The sequence below is a fragment of the Kitasatospora sp. NPDC004272 genome (assembly GCF_053603035.1).
The window spans coordinates 1-14,077 of record NZ_JBSGET010000182.1; the positions used below are offsets into that span (position 1 = coordinate 1).

At 73.9% G+C, this 14,077-nt stretch carries 12 protein-coding genes and 1 pseudogene; 3 read left to right on the forward strand and 10 right to left on the reverse strand.

The annotated features are described in order from the left end of the window. From ACWEO5_RS34910 to ACWEO5_RS34925, 4 genes and pseudogenes are all read right to left on the reverse strand, one after another. The coding region (locus ACWEO5_RS34910) for a discoidin domain-containing protein (RefSeq protein WP_452166143.1) at positions 1 to 353 on the reverse strand (353 nt) is incomplete at its 3' end. Continuing rightward, positions 342 to 2,768: pseudogene (locus ACWEO5_RS34915) on the reverse strand (discoidin domain-containing protein); the annotation flags it as partial. The gene ACWEO5_RS34910 and the pseudogene ACWEO5_RS34915, both read right to left, overlap by 12 nt. A 268-nt stretch (positions 2,769 to 3,036) precedes the next feature. Further along, positions 3,037 to 3,492 carry a carboxymuconolactone decarboxylase family protein gene (locus tag ACWEO5_RS34920; protein WP_452166134.1) on the reverse strand — a complete coding sequence of 152 codons (456 nt, stop codon included), beginning with the start codon at positions 3,490 to 3,492 and terminating at the stop codon, positions 3,037 to 3,039. Between the two features lie 141 nt (positions 3,493 to 3,633). Further along, positions 3,634 to 4,617, reverse strand: coding sequence for a DUF5937 family protein (locus ACWEO5_RS34925; protein WP_452166135.1), 984 nt, complete (start codon positions 4,615 to 4,617; stop codon positions 3,634 to 3,636). Positions 4,618 to 4,722: 105 nt separating this feature from the next. Between ACWEO5_RS34925 and ACWEO5_RS34930 the strand changes: the two genes are divergently transcribed. Then, positions 4,723 to 5,934: an MFS transporter gene (locus tag ACWEO5_RS34930; RefSeq protein ID WP_452166136.1), complete on the forward strand. Its 1,212-nt coding sequence runs from the start codon at positions 4,723 to 4,725 to the stop codon at positions 5,932 to 5,934. A 4-nt stretch (positions 5,935 to 5,938) separates the two neighbouring features. On the opposite strand, the gene ACWEO5_RS34935 is transcribed toward ACWEO5_RS34930, so the two are convergent. Next, positions 5,939 to 6,352 (reverse strand): Imm7 family immunity protein, encoded by a 414-nt coding sequence (locus tag ACWEO5_RS34935; protein ID WP_452166137.1) that lies wholly within the window; start codon positions 6,350 to 6,352, stop codon positions 5,939 to 5,941. 45 nt (positions 6,353 to 6,397) lie between these two features. Further along, the gene (locus tag ACWEO5_RS34940; RefSeq protein WP_452166138.1) at positions 6,398 to 7,408 is read right to left on the reverse strand and encodes a zinc-binding dehydrogenase; all 1,011 of its coding nucleotides are present in this window, start codon (positions 7,406 to 7,408) and stop codon (positions 6,398 to 6,400) included. Positions 7,409 to 7,624: 216 nt separating this feature from the next. Between ACWEO5_RS34940 and ACWEO5_RS34945 the strand changes: the two genes are divergently transcribed. Then, complete coding sequence (locus ACWEO5_RS34945; RefSeq protein ID WP_452166144.1) at positions 7,625 to 8,161, forward strand: TetR-like C-terminal domain-containing protein; 537 nt, start codon at positions 7,625 to 7,627, stop codon at positions 8,159 to 8,161. 159 nt (positions 8,162 to 8,320) lie between these two features. Here the strand turns inward: ACWEO5_RS34945 and ACWEO5_RS34950 are convergent, their stop codons facing one another. Both ACWEO5_RS34950 and ACWEO5_RS34955 read right to left on the reverse strand, forming a co-directional pair. Next, complete coding sequence (locus ACWEO5_RS34950; protein WP_452166139.1) at positions 8,321 to 9,103, reverse strand: aminoglycoside phosphotransferase family protein; 783 nt, start codon at positions 9,101 to 9,103, stop codon at positions 8,321 to 8,323. A gap of 82 nt (positions 9,104 to 9,185) precedes the next feature. Beyond that, entirely contained in the window at positions 9,186 to 11,678 is a 2,493-nt protein-coding gene (locus tag ACWEO5_RS34955; protein ID WP_452166145.1) for a DEAD/DEAH box helicase, read from the reverse strand. A gap of 192 nt (positions 11,679 to 11,870) precedes the next feature. Here ACWEO5_RS34955 and ACWEO5_RS34960 point away from each other — a divergent pair, with 192 nt between their 5' ends. Then, positions 11,871 to 12,200, forward strand: coding sequence for a hypothetical protein (locus tag ACWEO5_RS34960; RefSeq protein WP_452166140.1), 330 nt, complete (start codon positions 11,871 to 11,873; stop codon positions 12,198 to 12,200). A 24-nt stretch (positions 12,201 to 12,224) separates the two neighbouring features. Here ACWEO5_RS34960 and ACWEO5_RS34965 read toward each other — a convergent pair whose 3' ends face one another. Together ACWEO5_RS34965 and ACWEO5_RS34970 are read right to left on the reverse strand one after the other, a co-directional pair. Continuing rightward, entirely contained in the window at positions 12,225 to 13,175 is a 951-nt protein-coding gene (locus ACWEO5_RS34965) for a beta-ketoacyl-ACP synthase III (RefSeq protein ID WP_452166141.1), read from the reverse strand. Between the two features lie 259 nt (positions 13,176 to 13,434). Then, positions 13,435 to 13,878 carry a hypothetical protein gene (locus ACWEO5_RS34970; protein WP_452166142.1) on the reverse strand — a complete coding sequence of 148 codons (444 nt, stop codon included), beginning with the start codon at positions 13,876 to 13,878 and terminating at the stop codon, positions 13,435 to 13,437. Positions 13,879 to 14,077: the final 199 nt, after the last annotated feature.

A 14,077-nucleotide genomic window follows, 5' to 3' on the forward strand; every position in this document is an offset into this window, starting at 1 on the left:
GTGAAGTTGGTGCCGTCGGTGGAGCCCTGGACGGTGACGGTCTGGGTGCGGGAGGCCCAGGCGGTGGCCGGCGGCAGCTTCAGGACGGCCTTGGTGAGGGCGCGGGAGCAGCCCAGGTCGACCTGGATCCACTGCGGGAAGGCGTTGTTGCTGCTCTCCCAGTAGCTGTTGGCGTCACCGTCGACCGCGTTGCCCGGCCCGTAGTTCTGGCTGGTGCCGGAGGCGGTGGCCGGACGGCCCTGCGCCAGGTTGCCCGTGCCGGCGGGGCAGGTGGCGGTGGCCGAGGCCGAGGGGGACGGCGAGGCGGAGGTGGACGGCGAGGAGGTGCCGTTGCCGCCGCCGAACGCCTGCAGCTCGGAGAGCTGGGCGGCGGGCCAGCCGGTGTTGCCGGTGACGGTCAGTCGCAGGTAACGGGTGGGCGTGGCGGGGAGGTTGACGGTCACGGTGTTGCCGGTGGCCGGGTCGAAGGTGTAGCCGGTCGAGCCGACCAGGGTGGTGAAGTTGGTGCCGTCGGTGGAGCCCTGGACGGTGACGGTCTGGGTGCGGGAGGCCCAGGCGGTGGCCGGCGGCAGCTTCAGGACGGCCTTGGTCAGGCTGGTCGAGCAGCCCAGGTCGACCTGGATCCACTGCGGGAAGGCGCCGTTCGCGCTCTCCCAGTAGCTGTTGGCGTCACCGTCGACCGCGTTGCCCGCGCCGAGGCCCGCGTTGGTGCCGGAGGCGGTGGCGGGACGGCCCTGCGCCAGGTTGCCGGTGCCGCTCGGGCAGGCCGGCGTGGTGGAGGCGGAGGGGGACGGCGACGGGGAGGCCGGGGCCGAGGTGGACGGGGACGGGGACGGCGAGGAGGTGCCGCCGTTGCCGCCGCCGACCGGGACGCCGTTGTACGTCCAGACCGGCGCGGGCCACTGGCCGGTGCAGGTGGTGCCGCTCAGGCCGGAGTTGCCGCCGCCGTCGGTGATCTGGAAGCCGGTGCCCACGCAGTTGTGGATCGGGGTGGCGGCCTGCGCGATGTTCTTGGCCTTGACGTTGGTGAACTTCATCTGGGCGTTGGCCTGCGCCTGGACCGCGTAGGTGCCGGCGCCGTCGATGTTCACGTTGGTCAGGTTGATGCCGCTGGAGCTGCCGTCGATGGTCTGGATCGCCTCGTAGGAGCTGTCCAGGATGTCGGTGTCGGTGATGTTGATGGTCGCGCCGGCGATCGGCTCGTTCAGGCCGTCGAACCAGAGCGCGCCGACGCCGAACTGCCAGTTGTAGTCGCTGTTGCCGGCGCGGATCATGGTGTTGCGGGCCGCGGTGATGGTCCCGGCGACGGCGGTGCCGTTGCCGGAGGTGACCCCCGGGTAGCGGTTGGCGATGTGCAGGCCGCCGCCGTTGGTGATGGTGTCGGCCATCACGTTGTCCGAGATGGTGAAGTCCTTGCCGCCGTACGTGACGATGTTGTTGGCGAGGATCGGCAGCACCACCGTGTTGTGGGTGAAGCTGTCGTTGACGTTCGCCAGCCGCTCCGGCCAGGAGGCCAGGCCGTCGTCACCGGTGTTGCGCAGGAAGGTGTTGGTGACCGTCGAGTTGGTCACGCCGGTGTGGAAGTTGACGCCGTCCGCGGTCTGGTCGAGGATCCGGCTGTTCTTGATGGTGAAGTGGTCCATCGGACCGTCCATCCAGGCGCCGACCTTGGTGTGCTGGATCCACAGGTTGTCGACGGTGGAGTTGGACATCGCGCCGCCCAGGGCGTTGACCTGGTCGTCGTCGACCCGCTCGCGCACGTCGCCGATGATGGCGAAGTCCTTCAGGGTGACGTTCTGGCTCGGGCCGCCGGCCTCCTGCGGCCGGACGCCGCCGCCGTAGCCGCCGCCCGCCACGTACTTGCCGTAGATGCCCGCCGCCCGGTTGCGGTTGATCGGGTCGCGCCCGCCCAGCACGCTGTACCAGGGGCCCGCCCCGGCCAGCGTCACCTTGTCGACCACCACGTGGTCGTACAGCGTGAAGTTGCCCTGCGGGATGTAGACCGTCCGGCCCTGCGCGGCACCGGCGTTGACCGCGGCCTGGAACTTGGCGGTGGAGTCGGTGGCGCCGGTGGGGTCGGCGCCGAAGTCGGTGACCACGTCGATCGCGTTCGCGGGCTTGGCGATCGGCGCGGCGACGTTCTCGAAGTCGGCCAGGTCGATGGTGAAGGTCGGCGACTGCGCGGTGGAGGACACCTGCAGCCGGATCTTCGTGCCGGCCGGGTAGCTGGTGCCCAGCAGGGTGCGGGTCTCGTCGAAGAAGTGGTGCGGGTTGGTGTCGCCCGGGTTGTTGTTGAACGGGTAACCGCCGTAGTACCAGCTGTACTTGGAGGTCACGTCGACGCTCTTCAGCTTCTGCCCGTTGACCAGCAGGTCCATCGAGGCGTCCCGGCCCTTGCCGTCCGGGGAGTCCGGCAGGCTGTAGCGGAAGTCGATCGAGTTGGCGGGCGCGGTGAGCGTGAACTCCACGTACTGGCCGGTCGCGTTCAGCGTCACGGCCTGCCGGCCGGAGGCCTCCGAGACCAGGTGGCCGTACAGCCGGTCCGGCCCGACCACGGTGCCGTTGGTGGCCGCGTACTCGGCCTCCTGCTCGATGAACGGGACGCTCGCTCCGCGGTTCGGGACGGCCAGCGGCGACAGCGCGGGCACCGCGGCGGCGTGCGCCGAACCGGCGTTGACGAAGGCCGCCGCCAACAGGCCGGTGGCGCCCAGCGCGAGGGTGGTCAACGACGCGACGGTCCGCCTGGCGCGGGTGGGGGGATTCTGCATGGGTGACCGTGCTTCCTGCATGGGGGAGGGCCCGGGTGGTGGCCGGGCGTGCCGAGCGTAGGGCTCGGTGCGGCAGGAAGTCCACGGGTGAACGCAAAAAAATTACAGATTGACGCAAGATCAGCTGTGAAGGATTGATGAAACACGACTGCTACGCAGGCTGGGGGCGCGGACCCAGCGCCACGGGCCCGGCGGTGCGGGCTCAATACGCGCTGAACGCGCCGGAGGCGGTCGGCCGGTTGGACGAGATCGGCCGGCGCCGGCCGGGTCAGGCGTCCGGGGTGACGGGCAGCAGGCCGCGCTCGGCAAAGACCTGCTTGGCGGCGAAGGTGGCGTTCAGGGCGCGCGGGAAACCGCAGTAGACGGCGGTCTGCAGCAGTGCCTCGACGATCTCCTGCGGGGAGAGGCCGACGTTCAGGGCGGCGTTCACGTGCACGCGCAGTTGCGGTTCGCAGCCGCCCAGGGCGGTGAGCATGCCCAGGGTGATCAGCTGGCGGTCGCGGGGCGGCAGGACCGGGCGGGAGTAGATCTCGCCGAAGCCCCAGGCGGCCACCTGGTGGGCGAGTTCGGGCGAGACGTCGGAGAGCGCGCTCATGATGTTCGCCCCCGCTTCGCCGTCGATCCGGCCGAGCACCTCCAGGCCGTGGTCGAGGCGCTCCTGACGGGTGGTGGCGGCGTCGGTAGTGGCGGTGGCGGTGGCGGCGGTGGTGGCGGCGGTGCTCATGAAGGCTCCTGGGACTCGTGCGGTGCATGGTTTCCGTGCGAACACTGGAGACAGTAGGAGTTGGAGTGCGCTCCAAGGCAAGCCGGTCCGCCGGGTGCGCCCGGCCGCCAACCCGCCTGCCAGAACGGGACGTTGGGCGGTTCAGCCCGCCGAGCCGATCAGGGCGTCCCCCATCGGGGTGCGTCGGTAGAGCACCGAGCGGCCCGCCCGGGCCCGGGAGAGCAGGCCGGCGGCGCGCAGCACGGCGAGGTGGTCGGCGACGGCGCCGGGGGCCTGGTCGAGGGTGCGGGCCAGCTGGGTGGTGCTGGCCGGGGTGTCCAGGGCGGTCAGGATCCGGGCCCGGGAGCGGCCGAGCAGCGCGGCCAGCGCCTCGGGCGGGACGGCGGCCCCCGGCTCCCACAGCGCGGAGATGCCCCGGGCCGGGTAGATCAGGGTGCAGGGCCAGGGCTCGTCGTGGTGCGCCGCGACGCCCGGCCAGACGAACACCGAGGGCACCAGCAGCAGCCCCTCGCCGCGCAGCGGGTAGGTGGTGGCGGCGTCGAACGGCGGGACGTCGATCCCGCCGTCCCGCCAGCGGACGTTCTCGTGCAGCCCGGCCAGCGCCGCCGCCCAGCCGCGCCGCCCCAACTCGCCGGCCCGGTGCACCACGTCGCGCTCGCACAGGGCCCGCAGCTGCGGCCAGTCCCGGGCCAGCAGCTCCTGCCAGCAGCGGTCCAGCGCCCCGGCGACCAGCCGGACCGCGTCCGGCGAGCCGAGCACCGCCCGGGCCTCCCGGTCGGTCTCCGGCCGGGCCGCCAGGCAGGCCCGGATCTCGGCCCGGGCCGGTTCCGGCGGCGCGGCCAGGATCGCCGCCAGGTCGTCCGCCCAGGTCTGGTCCATGCCGCGCGGCGGGATGGCGATGAAGTCCGCCCCGAACTTCGGGTTGTGCAGCGCCAGCGCCGCCCGCACCGCCGGATCCGCCCGCAGCCGCAGGAACCCCGGCCGCAGCCGCTCCCGCCAGCCCGGCGGCAGCGCCCGCTCCCCGCCGCGGTCCAACAGCCGCAGCAGGTTGGCGAGTTCGAACGCGGGCGAGAGCGCGAACCGGCTGCGCGCCAGGTCCTCGGCCGCGACCTCGTACCTCAGCACCCCGTCCCCCTCCGGCTCTTCCCGCGCACCCCGCGCACCCCGCGACCTTACGTCCCGGGGCGAATCTCTCGCCCGCCCCGGGCCCGGGACGCCAGGCTGCCCGGCATGACGACCTATCGCGAGGTGCTGGGCGACCCGCGCTTCCGGCTGCTGTTCACCACCCGCACCCTCGGCATCGTCGGGGACTCGCTGCGGATCACCACCCTGGCCGTGCTGATCTACGCGGGCACCGGCTCCGCGCTGCTGAGCGCCGTCGCCTTCGGGATCGGCTTCCTGCCGCAACTGCTCGGCTCGATGCTGCTCGGCTCGCTCACCGACCGCCTGCGCCCCCGGCCGCTGATCACCGGCGGCTACCTGCTGGACGCGGGCGCCGCCGCGCTGCTCGGACTGGTCCGGATGCCGGTCGCGGTCAGTCTGCTGCTGGTGGGTGCCGTCGCGGTGCTCACCCCGGTGTTCAACGGGGCGTCCAGCCGACTGGTCGCGCAGACCCTGCACGGGGACGCGTACGTCCTCGGCCGGTCGTTGAACAACGTCGCCTCCTCCGGCGCGCAGCTGCTCGGCCTGGCCGGCGGCGGCGTCACGGTCGCCCTGCTCGGCCCGCGCGGCGCGCTGCTGGTCGCCGCGGGGCTGCACCTCGGCAGCGCCCTGGCGATCCGGCTGCGGCTGCCCGACCTGCCGCCGCTGCGGGGTTCCGGCGGCTCGGTGCTCCGGCAGAGCTGGCGCGGCAACGGCGCCCTGCTGCGGGCCACCGCCGTCCGGCGGCTGCTGCTCGCCCAGTGGCTGCCCTCGGCCGCGGTGACCGGGGCGGAGTCGCTGGTCGTCGCGTACGCCGGGGCGCGGGGCTTCCCGGCGGGCGGGTACGGCTTCCTGCTGGCCTGCCTGCCGGTCGGGATGCTCGCCGGTGACCTGCTGGTCGGCCGCTTCGCCGCCCCCGCGACCCGGGAGCGCCTGGTGGCGCCGCTGGCCGCGCTGATGGGCCTGCCGCTGCTGGTCTTCGCGCTGCCCGCCCCGCTGCCGCTGTGCGCCGCCGCCCTGCTGGCCGCCGGCGGCGGCTTCGCCTACGCCCTGGGGCTGCAGCGCCGCTTCCTGGACGTGCTCCCCGCGGACGGCCAGGGCCAGGCGTTCACCCTGCTCGGCTCCGGCAACATGACCCTCCAGGGCATCGGTCCGGCCCTGTTCGGCACCCTGGCCGTCGGCACCGGCACCGGCCCCGCGATGGCCGCCGCGGGCGCCGCCGCCACCCTGACCGCCCTGTGGATCGCCACCTGGCACCGCCCGGCCCCGGCCCCCGCCCCCGAAGCGGTCGAGGCGGCTTGAGCGGCTACTCCCCGCAGGACAGGGGGTCCGGGTCCTCCAGGACGGGGATGCAGGGCGACAGCAGCGGCTCCAGGTGCTCGGTCACCACGCCGCGCACCATCCGCAGGACGCGGACCTCGTTCTGCCGCTCGGGGTCCTCGTCGCTGCGCACGTGCAGCAGGCCGTACGACCCCGGGGCCCGCTCGCCGACCTCCGCGAAGAAGCGGAGGATCTCCGGGTCGCGGTGGTTGGGGCAGCCCGAGAGGTGGACGACCGCCTCGGCGTTCATCCACCTCACGTCTAGCAGGTAGGGGCTGCGGATCTCCGCGATCCGCCGCCCGATCTCCGCGACGGCCTCCAGCGTGCGGGCGGGCTCGTCGTCGTCCTCGTCGGCGGCGGCGCTCGTCAGGACGTTGATCCAGCCGTGGTACTCGAACACGGTCCGTACCCTACCGATGCCCGCCGACGGGCCGTCAGGGTTTCGTCAGGGCTTGAGGATCAGCCGGATCGGGTTGCCCTGCTTGGTCTGCAGGCGCTCGACGGCCTCGGCCGCCCGCTCCAGCGGGAGGACCTCGCTGACGGAGCGGGAGAAGTCCAGCCGGCCGCCCGCGGCGAGGGCGATCAGCTGGGGGACGGCGGCGTCCTCGGAGCCGTAGTGGCCGAGGATCTGCTGCTGCAGGTACGAGAAGCGGATGCTGTCGGCGACCGTCAGCGGTTGGTCGGTCAGCCCGACCAGCACCAGCCGGCCGTGCGCGCCGAGCACCGTCATGGCCTGCTCGCGGACGGCGGGCACGCCCGCGAAGTCGAACGCGGCGGCCAGGCCCGCCCCGCCGGTGGCCGCGCCGATCCTGGCGGCCAGCTCGGGGTCGGCCGAGTCCAGCGCGAGGTCCGCGCCGAAGGCGAGGGCGCGCTCGCGGGCGGCGGGCGCCGGGTCGACCGCGACGATCGGGTTGGCGCCGATCGCCCGCAGCAGCTGCACGCCGTGCGCGCCCAGGCCGCCGACGCCCCAGACGCCGACCGGCTCGGCCGGGCGGACGCCGCCGGTGGTGGTCACCGCGCCCCACGGGGTGGAGACCGCGTCCGGGATGATCGAACCCTGCTCGAACGGGATCGAGTCGGGCAGCGCGAACAGCGTGTCGACCCGGGCCAGCGCGTACTCGGCCCAGCCGCCGTCGTAGTCCACGCCGCGGGTCCAGGTGATCCCGTCGCGCTTCTCGCCGGCCTGCAGCACCACCCGGTCGCCGACCTGCCAGCGGCCCGGCTCCGGGCCCGACTCGGCGACGGTGCCCGCGACTTCGTGCCCCAGCGTGACGCTCTCGCCGGGCAGGTACAGCGGGGTGAGCGAGCCCTCGATCAGGTGCACGTCGGACAGGCAGACGCCCGCTGCCTCGACCTTCACCAGCACCTGGCCGGGGCCGGGCACCGGACGCTCCACCTCCTCCACGCTCAGCGTGCGGGTGGGCAGGTGCAGGCGGACGGCGCGCATCGTAGCCATGGTCGTTCCTCTCCGGCCGGCGGCGAGCCGTCGGCGGCCTCGTTGCCGCTCGCGACACCCCGTCGTACGGCGGGCTATCGCAAGGTGACTTGCATTGCCGAGGCTACGTCGCGGACCGGTGCAACGCAAGGAGACCTGCGTTAGGCTGCTGGCGTGCCCCAGGACGAGACTTCCCAGGTCAAGGCCGCCGCCCCGCTGCGCCGCCGCGGCGCCGCGATGCGCCGGGCCGTCCTGGACGCCACCGTGCGCCTGCTCGCCGAGGGCGGCCTGGAGGCCGCCACCGTCGCCGCGATCGCCGCCGCCGCCGGGGTGCACGAAACCTCGGTCTACCGGAACTGGGGGACCCGCGAGGAGCTGCTGCGCGAAGCCCTCGCCGACTACACCGACCAGGCCATGCCACTGCCCGACACCGGCAGCCTGCGCGAGGACCTGCGCCGGCTCCTCACCGCCCTCGGCGCCTTCCTCGACACCCCCGAGGGCCCGGCCCTGCTGCACCTGAGCATCGCCCCCGCCACCGCCGAGACCCGCAGCGGCCGCGACGCCTACTGGGCCGCCCGCCTCACCCGCGCCGAACACCTGCTGCACCGGGCCGCCGCCCGCGGCGAGATCCGCCCCGACGCCGACCCCCGCACCGCCGTCGAAGCCCTGATGAGCCCGCTGTTCGCCCGCCACCTGCTGCTCGGCGAACCCGTCACCCCCGCCTTCGTCACCGCCCTGGTCGACCTCGTCCTGGACGGCCTCGCCCCGCGCTGAGCCCCATGCTGAGCCCCGCACCGAGCCCCGCGCCGAGCACGACGCGGGGCGCCGGACCAGGCGATCACCTGGTCGAGCATGCCGCCCACGGCGGTGTCGAGGCCCGGCTGGGGGACGAAGGCGCCGGTGCTGTCCCGCTCCGCGGTGCGAGCGGTGGCGTCACAGGCCGTCCAGGGCCCGGCACCAGGCCAGCAGGCGGTCGGCGGAGAGGCCGGGGACGAGGGCGGCCAGGTCGGCGATGCGCCGTTCCGGGGTGCCCGGGCCGGTCAGCACCCAGTCGACCGCGTCGAAGTCCGGATCGCCCCAGGACGGGCGCGGGTCGATCGCCACCGGGCGGCCGCCCGGACCGGCCAGCACGTTGGACGGGTGCAGGTCGCCGTGCACCAGTCCGACCGGGCCGGTGGCGGCCAACTCCAGCGCCGCCGCCCGCCGCGCGGCCGGGAGGGGCCGGCCCCGGCGCTCGGCCAGGTCGAACACGAAGCCGACCCGGTCGGCGAGCGGCCGCAGCGCCGAGCCTGCGCCCGGTGCGGCGGGGACGCGCAAGTCCCGTAGCAGGGCGGCGACTTCCGGCAGGTTCCAGCCGAGCCGCCGCAGCGTCGTACCGGGCCGGACGTCCGCCAGCAGCAGCGCCCCGGCGGAGAGGTCCGCCGCGAGCAGGGGGACGACCGAGGGCGTGGCGGCCCAGTGGCCCAGTGCCTCGGCCTCCTCGCGGGCGATCGCGGGCTCGGGGGTCAGCTTCAGCCAGACCGCCTCGTCGCCGCGCGCGCAACGGAACACCCGCGAGGTGCCGCCGCCGCCCGCCGAGACGACCTCCAACCCCCAGCGCCCGGCCAACTCCCTTACCAGATCGGGCAGTTCGTCGCACCAGCCGGCCACCGAGGCCCCGAACCGGACGGCGAACCGCTCCCGGACCTCCGGCGGCACGCGCACCAGTTCTTCCACCGGCCCATCGTACGGGGGCGCACCGGGGCGGGGAGTCGGGGATGCCGACGCCCCGCCGGGCCGGGGGCCCGAGCGCCTGCCGTCAGTGCGCGCCCACCGAGGTGATCTTGACGACGGCGCGGCCCTCCTCGTCCGAGCCGTACAGGTCGACCTCGGCGGAGATGCCCCAGTCGTGGTCGCCGTTCGGGTCGTCGAAGATCTGCCGGACCCGCCACAGGCCCTCGTCCTCGACCTCCTCGATCAGCAGCATCTTCGGGCCGCGCGCGTTCGGGCCGGTGAACAGGTCGTCGTACTCCTCCCAGTACCCGTCCATCGCGTCGGCCCAGCGGTCGGCGTTCCAGCCGTCCTCGCCGTCGAGCTCGGCCAGCTCGTCGTAGTGCTCCAGCGCGCACAGCTCGACCCGGCGGAACAGCTCGTTGCGGACCAGCACCCGGAAGGCCCGGGCGTTGGCGGTGACCGGCGCGGGCTTGTCGTCCAGGCGGACTTCGCCGGCCTCCGGCTCGGTCGGGTTGGCCAGCGCCTCCCACTCGTCCAGCAGCGAGGAGTCGACCTGCCGGACGAGTTCGCCCAGCCAGGCGATGACGTCCTTCAGGTCGTCGGTCTTGATGTCGTCCGGGACGGTCTGCTCCAGCGCCTTGAACGCGCCCGCCAGGTAGCGCAGCACGATGCCCTCGGTGCGGGCCAGCTCGTAGAAGCCCACGTAGTCGGTGAAGGTCATCGCGCGCTCGTAGAGGTCGCGCACCACGGACTTGGGCCGCAGCGGGTGGTCGCCGATCCACGGGTGCGCCCGGCGGTACACCTCGTAGGCGTGGCCGAGCTCCTCCTCCAGCGGCTTCGGGTAGCTGATCTCCTGGAGCCGGTTCATCCGCTCCTCGTACTCGATCCCGTCCCGCTTCATCTCCGCGACGGCCTCGCCGCGGGCCTTGTTCTCCTGCGAGGCGAGGATCTGCCGCGGGTCGTCGAGGGTCGCCTCGACCACCGAGACCACGTCCAGCGCGTACGAGGGGGACTCCGGGTCGAGCAGGTCGAAGGCGGCCAGCGCGAAGGTGGACAGCGGCTGGTTGAGCGCGAAGTTCTCCTGCAGGTCGAGGGTCAGGCGGGCGATCCGGCCCTCGGCGTCCGGCTCGTCGAACTGCTCGACCACGCCGCCCTCCCGCAGCGAGCGGTAGATGGCGATCGCGGTGCGGATGTGGCGGCGCTGGGAGGCGCGGTCCTCGTGGTTGTCGGTGAGCAGCTTGCGCATCGCGTCGAAGGCGTTGCCCGGGCGGCCGATCACCGAGAGCAGCATCGCGTGGCTGACCTTGAACCGGGAGACCAGCGGCTCCGGGTCGGCCCCGATCAGCCGCTCGAAGGTCTCCTCGGTCCAGGACACGAAGCCGTCCGGGGCCTTCTTGCGGACCACCTTCTTGCGCTTCTTCGGGTCGTCCCCGGCCTTGGCCAGCGCCCGGTCGTTCTCCACCACGTGCTCGGGGGCCTGCGCCACCACCTGGCCGACGGTGTCGAACCCGGCCCGGCCCGCGCGCCCGGCGATCTGGTGGAACTCGCGGGCCCGCAGGATCCGCACCCGCTGCCCGTCGTACTTGGACAGCGCGGTGAACAGCACCGTGCGGATCGGCACGTTGACGCCCACGCCGAGGGTGTCGGTGCCGCAGATCACCTTCAGCAGGCCGGCCTGCGCCAGGCGCTCCACCAGGCGGCGGTACTTGGGCAGCATGCCCGCGTGGTGCACGCCGATGCCGTGCCGCACGTACCGGGACAGGTTGCGGCCGAACTTGGTGGTGAAGCGGAAGTTGCCGATCAGCGAGGCGATCGCGTCCTTCTCCTGCTTCGAGCACATGTTGATGCTCATCAGCGACTGCGCCCGCTCAACCGCCTCCTTCTGGGTGAAGTGCACGACGTACACCGGCGCCTGGCCGGTGTTCAGCAGCTCCTCCAGCGTGTCGTGCAGGTTGGTGCGCCGGTACTCGTAGAACAGCGGCACCGGACGGGTCACCGAACGCACCGCCGTGGTCGGGCGGCCGGTGCGCCGGGTCAGGTCCTCCTCGAAGCGGCGGACGTCGCCGAGGGTCGCCGACATCAGCAGGAACTGCGCCTGCGGCAGCTCCAGGATCGGGATCTGCCAGGCCCAGCCGCGGTCCGGCTCGGCGTAGAAGTGGAACTCGTCCATCACGACCTGGCCGATGTCGGCGCGCGGGCCGTCGTGCAGGGCGATCTGGGCCAGCACCTCGGCGGTGCAGCAGATGATCGGCGCGGTCGGGTTCACCGAGGCGTCGCCGGTCATCATGCCGACCTGCTCGGTGCCGAAGATCTTGCACAGGTCGAAGAACTTCTCCGACACCAGCGCCTTGATCGGCGCGGTGTAGAACGTCCGCTTGCCCTCGGCCAGCGCGGCGAAGTGCGCGCCCGCCGCGACCAGGGACTTGCCGGAGCCGGTCGGCGTCGCCAGGATCACGTTGTTCCCGGAGACCAGCTCGATCAGCGCCTCCTCCTGGGCGGGGTAGAGGGTGATGCCGCGCTCCGACGCCCACTCGGCGAAGGTCTCGAACAGCGAGTCGGGCGTGGCGGGCTTCGGCATCAGGTCCAGGAGGGTCACCCCGCTATCTTGCCCGCACTCGATCACCGCGGGCAAAGCTCGCGCGCGCCAGCCGCGCTCCGCCCGAACGGGTGGTTGCCGAGGGCCCCCGAGATATCACGCTGCGTGACGGAGATGATGCGGATCGACCGCCCACGAACCCACGGGGCGGCGCGAAGCAACGGAAGGACACCCATGCGCAAGCGCATCCTCGGCCTCGGGCTGGCCGCCGCCGCCCTGGCGGCAGTGGCCGCCGGACCGGCCGCCGCCGCGGCCGACCCGAACGTCGAGACGGTCACCGCGGTCGGCTCCTCCGGCGGCGTGGTGGCCCGCTGCCCCCAGGGCTGGACGGCCAGCGACCCGCACATCGCCAACGGCGACGGCACCCCGCTGGCGGCCAACCAGCGCTGGCACTACGGCCCGATCGAGGGCGGCGAGGGCTTCGCGGGCTGGATCGCCCCGTACCTGGACTCCCCTCCGCCGCCGGACACGATCGCGCTCACCGTCACCTGCACCCGGTGCTGAGCCGCTGAGCCCCCTGGGCCGGCCTCACGGGCAGGTGACCACCTGGCCGGCCCAGGACAGGCCGCCGCCGAACGCGAACAGCAGCACCCGGGCGCCTGGGTGCAGCTCGCCGCGCTCCACCAGCTTCGCCAGCGCCAGCGGCACCGAGGCCGCCGAGGTGTTGCCGGAGTCCACCACGTCCCGGGCGATCACCGCGTCCTCGCGCAGCCCGAGCTTCTGCACCAGCGACTCGATGATCCGCAGGTTCGCCTGGTGGGTCACCACCCCGTCCAGCTCCGCCGGGCTCAACCCGGCTGCCCGGCACGCCTGTTCGGCCAGCGCGGGCAGCTCGGTGGTGGCCCAGCGGAACACCGCCTGGCCGTCCTGCTCGAACTGCGGGTGCCACTGGCCCAGCAGCCGCACCGCGCTCGCCCGGGACGGGTCCGAGCCCCAGACCACCGGGCCGACCGCGCTCTCCGGGCCCTCGGTCGCCGACAGCACCGCCGCGCCCGCGCCGTCGCCCAGCAGGATGCAGCTGCGCCGGTCCGTCCAGTCGACCAGGTCCGACATCTTCTCCGCGCCGATCACCAGCGCGTGCTTCGCCCCGCCCGCCAGCAGCGAGTGGCTCGCCACCGACAGCGAGGTGCAGAAGCCCGCGCAGCCGTTGTTCAGGTCGAACGCCACGGCGGACGGGATGCCCAGCTGCCCCGCGACCTGCGCCGCGATCGACGGGCAGCGGTCCACCGCGCTGCAGGTGGCCACCGTGACCTGCCCGATGTCCGCCGGGTCCAGCCCGGACGCGGCCAGCGCCTTCGCGGCCGCCCCCACCGCCAGGTCGGTCACCGACTCGTCCGGCCCGGCGATCCGCCGGGTCACGATCCCGGTGCGCCGCCGGATCCACTCGTCATTGGTGTCCACCATCGTCGCCAACTCGTCGTTGGTGAGCACCCGGGCGGGCTGGTAGTGACCGAGCGCGGCGATCCGGACTCCGGGCATGGTGTTTCCCTCTTTCCACGGCGGCACCCGGCCGGTGCCGGGGCAACGGCCGGGAATATAGCAACCGACCGATCGGAAGCTAAACGCGGCCCGCAGGGCGGACACGACGCGACCGCGCACCGCCGTGCCCGTGCGCCGACCCGCCCCCCACCAGCACCGGAACCACCGGCGGGGGCGGGGGAGGGGACGGACCGGCCGACCGGACCGCCCCGCGCAGGCCCCCCGTCCGGCCCGTCCGGCCCGTCCGGCCCGTCCGGCCTCAGGGCGAGAGGCGGCCGAGCCCACCCGTGCGCGTGCCGATCCTCCGGCCGCTGACGTCGACGAAGGCGTCCATCGCCGTGCGGTAGCGGTCGCGGCGCGCCTGGAACTCGGTGTCCTCGACCGCGCCCTTGCGCCAGTACGAACTCAGTGCCTGGCCCGCGGTGTTCACCTCCTCGGAGGCGGCGACCAGGCCGGGGTCGCCGGAGAGGATCCGGATGCGGGCGGTGGCCAGCCGGTGGCCGTTCAGGTCCCACCCCTCCACCCGTCCGGTGACGCCGAGCTCGCGCTCCTCCCACACCCGGTACAGCAGGTCGCTGCACGAGGCCGCGACTTCGGCGCAGGAGTTGAGCAGCAACTCCGTCGCCCTCGCCCGTTCCTCCCTGCGCTTCGCCAAGTACTGCCCCAGCAGGGCGATGGCCGCGCCGACGGCGGTGGCCGCCAAGGTCCCCCAACTCTCCATGGCGGTGGTATCCCGACCCGGCCGCGCCGTCAAACCCGATCGGGCCCCCGCCGGCCCCGGGGTGACCGCGGTCAGAACGGGGGTTCCGGGGCGGGCCGGCCCGTCGCCGGCCAGGGGTCGTCCCGCTCCCGCCGCGGCACCGCCCCCCGCTGCCGCCGGGCGGCGGCCGCGCGCTGCTCGG

Bases quoted from the DNA above. Each gene is read 5' to 3' on its own strand.
- ACWEO5_RS34940 (WP_452166138.1), bottom strand. From the start codon at position 7,408: ATGGCTACGATGCGCGCCGTCCGCCTGCACCTGCCCACCCGCACGCTG.
- ACWEO5_RS34960 (WP_452166140.1), top strand. From the start codon at position 11,871: ATGCGCAAGCGCATCCTCGGCCTCGGGCTGGCCGCCGCCGCCCTGGCG.
- ACWEO5_RS34930 (WP_452166136.1), top strand. From the start codon at position 4,723: ATGACGACCTATCGCGAGGTGCTGGGCGACCCGCGCTTCCGGCTGCTG.
- ACWEO5_RS34920 (WP_452166134.1), bottom strand. From the start codon at position 3,492: ATGAGCACCGCCGCCACCACCGCCGCCACCGCCACCGCCACTACCGAC.
- ACWEO5_RS34945 (WP_452166144.1), top strand. From the start codon at position 7,625: ATGCGCCGGGCCGTCCTGGACGCCACCGTGCGCCTGCTCGCCGAGGGC.
- ACWEO5_RS34965 (WP_452166141.1), bottom strand. From the start codon at position 13,175: ATGCCCGGAGTCCGGATCGCCGCGCTCGGTCACTACCAGCCCGCCCGG.
- ACWEO5_RS34955 (WP_452166145.1), bottom strand. From the start codon at position 11,678: ATGCCGAAGCCCGCCACGCCCGACTCGCTGTTCGAGACCTTCGCCGAG.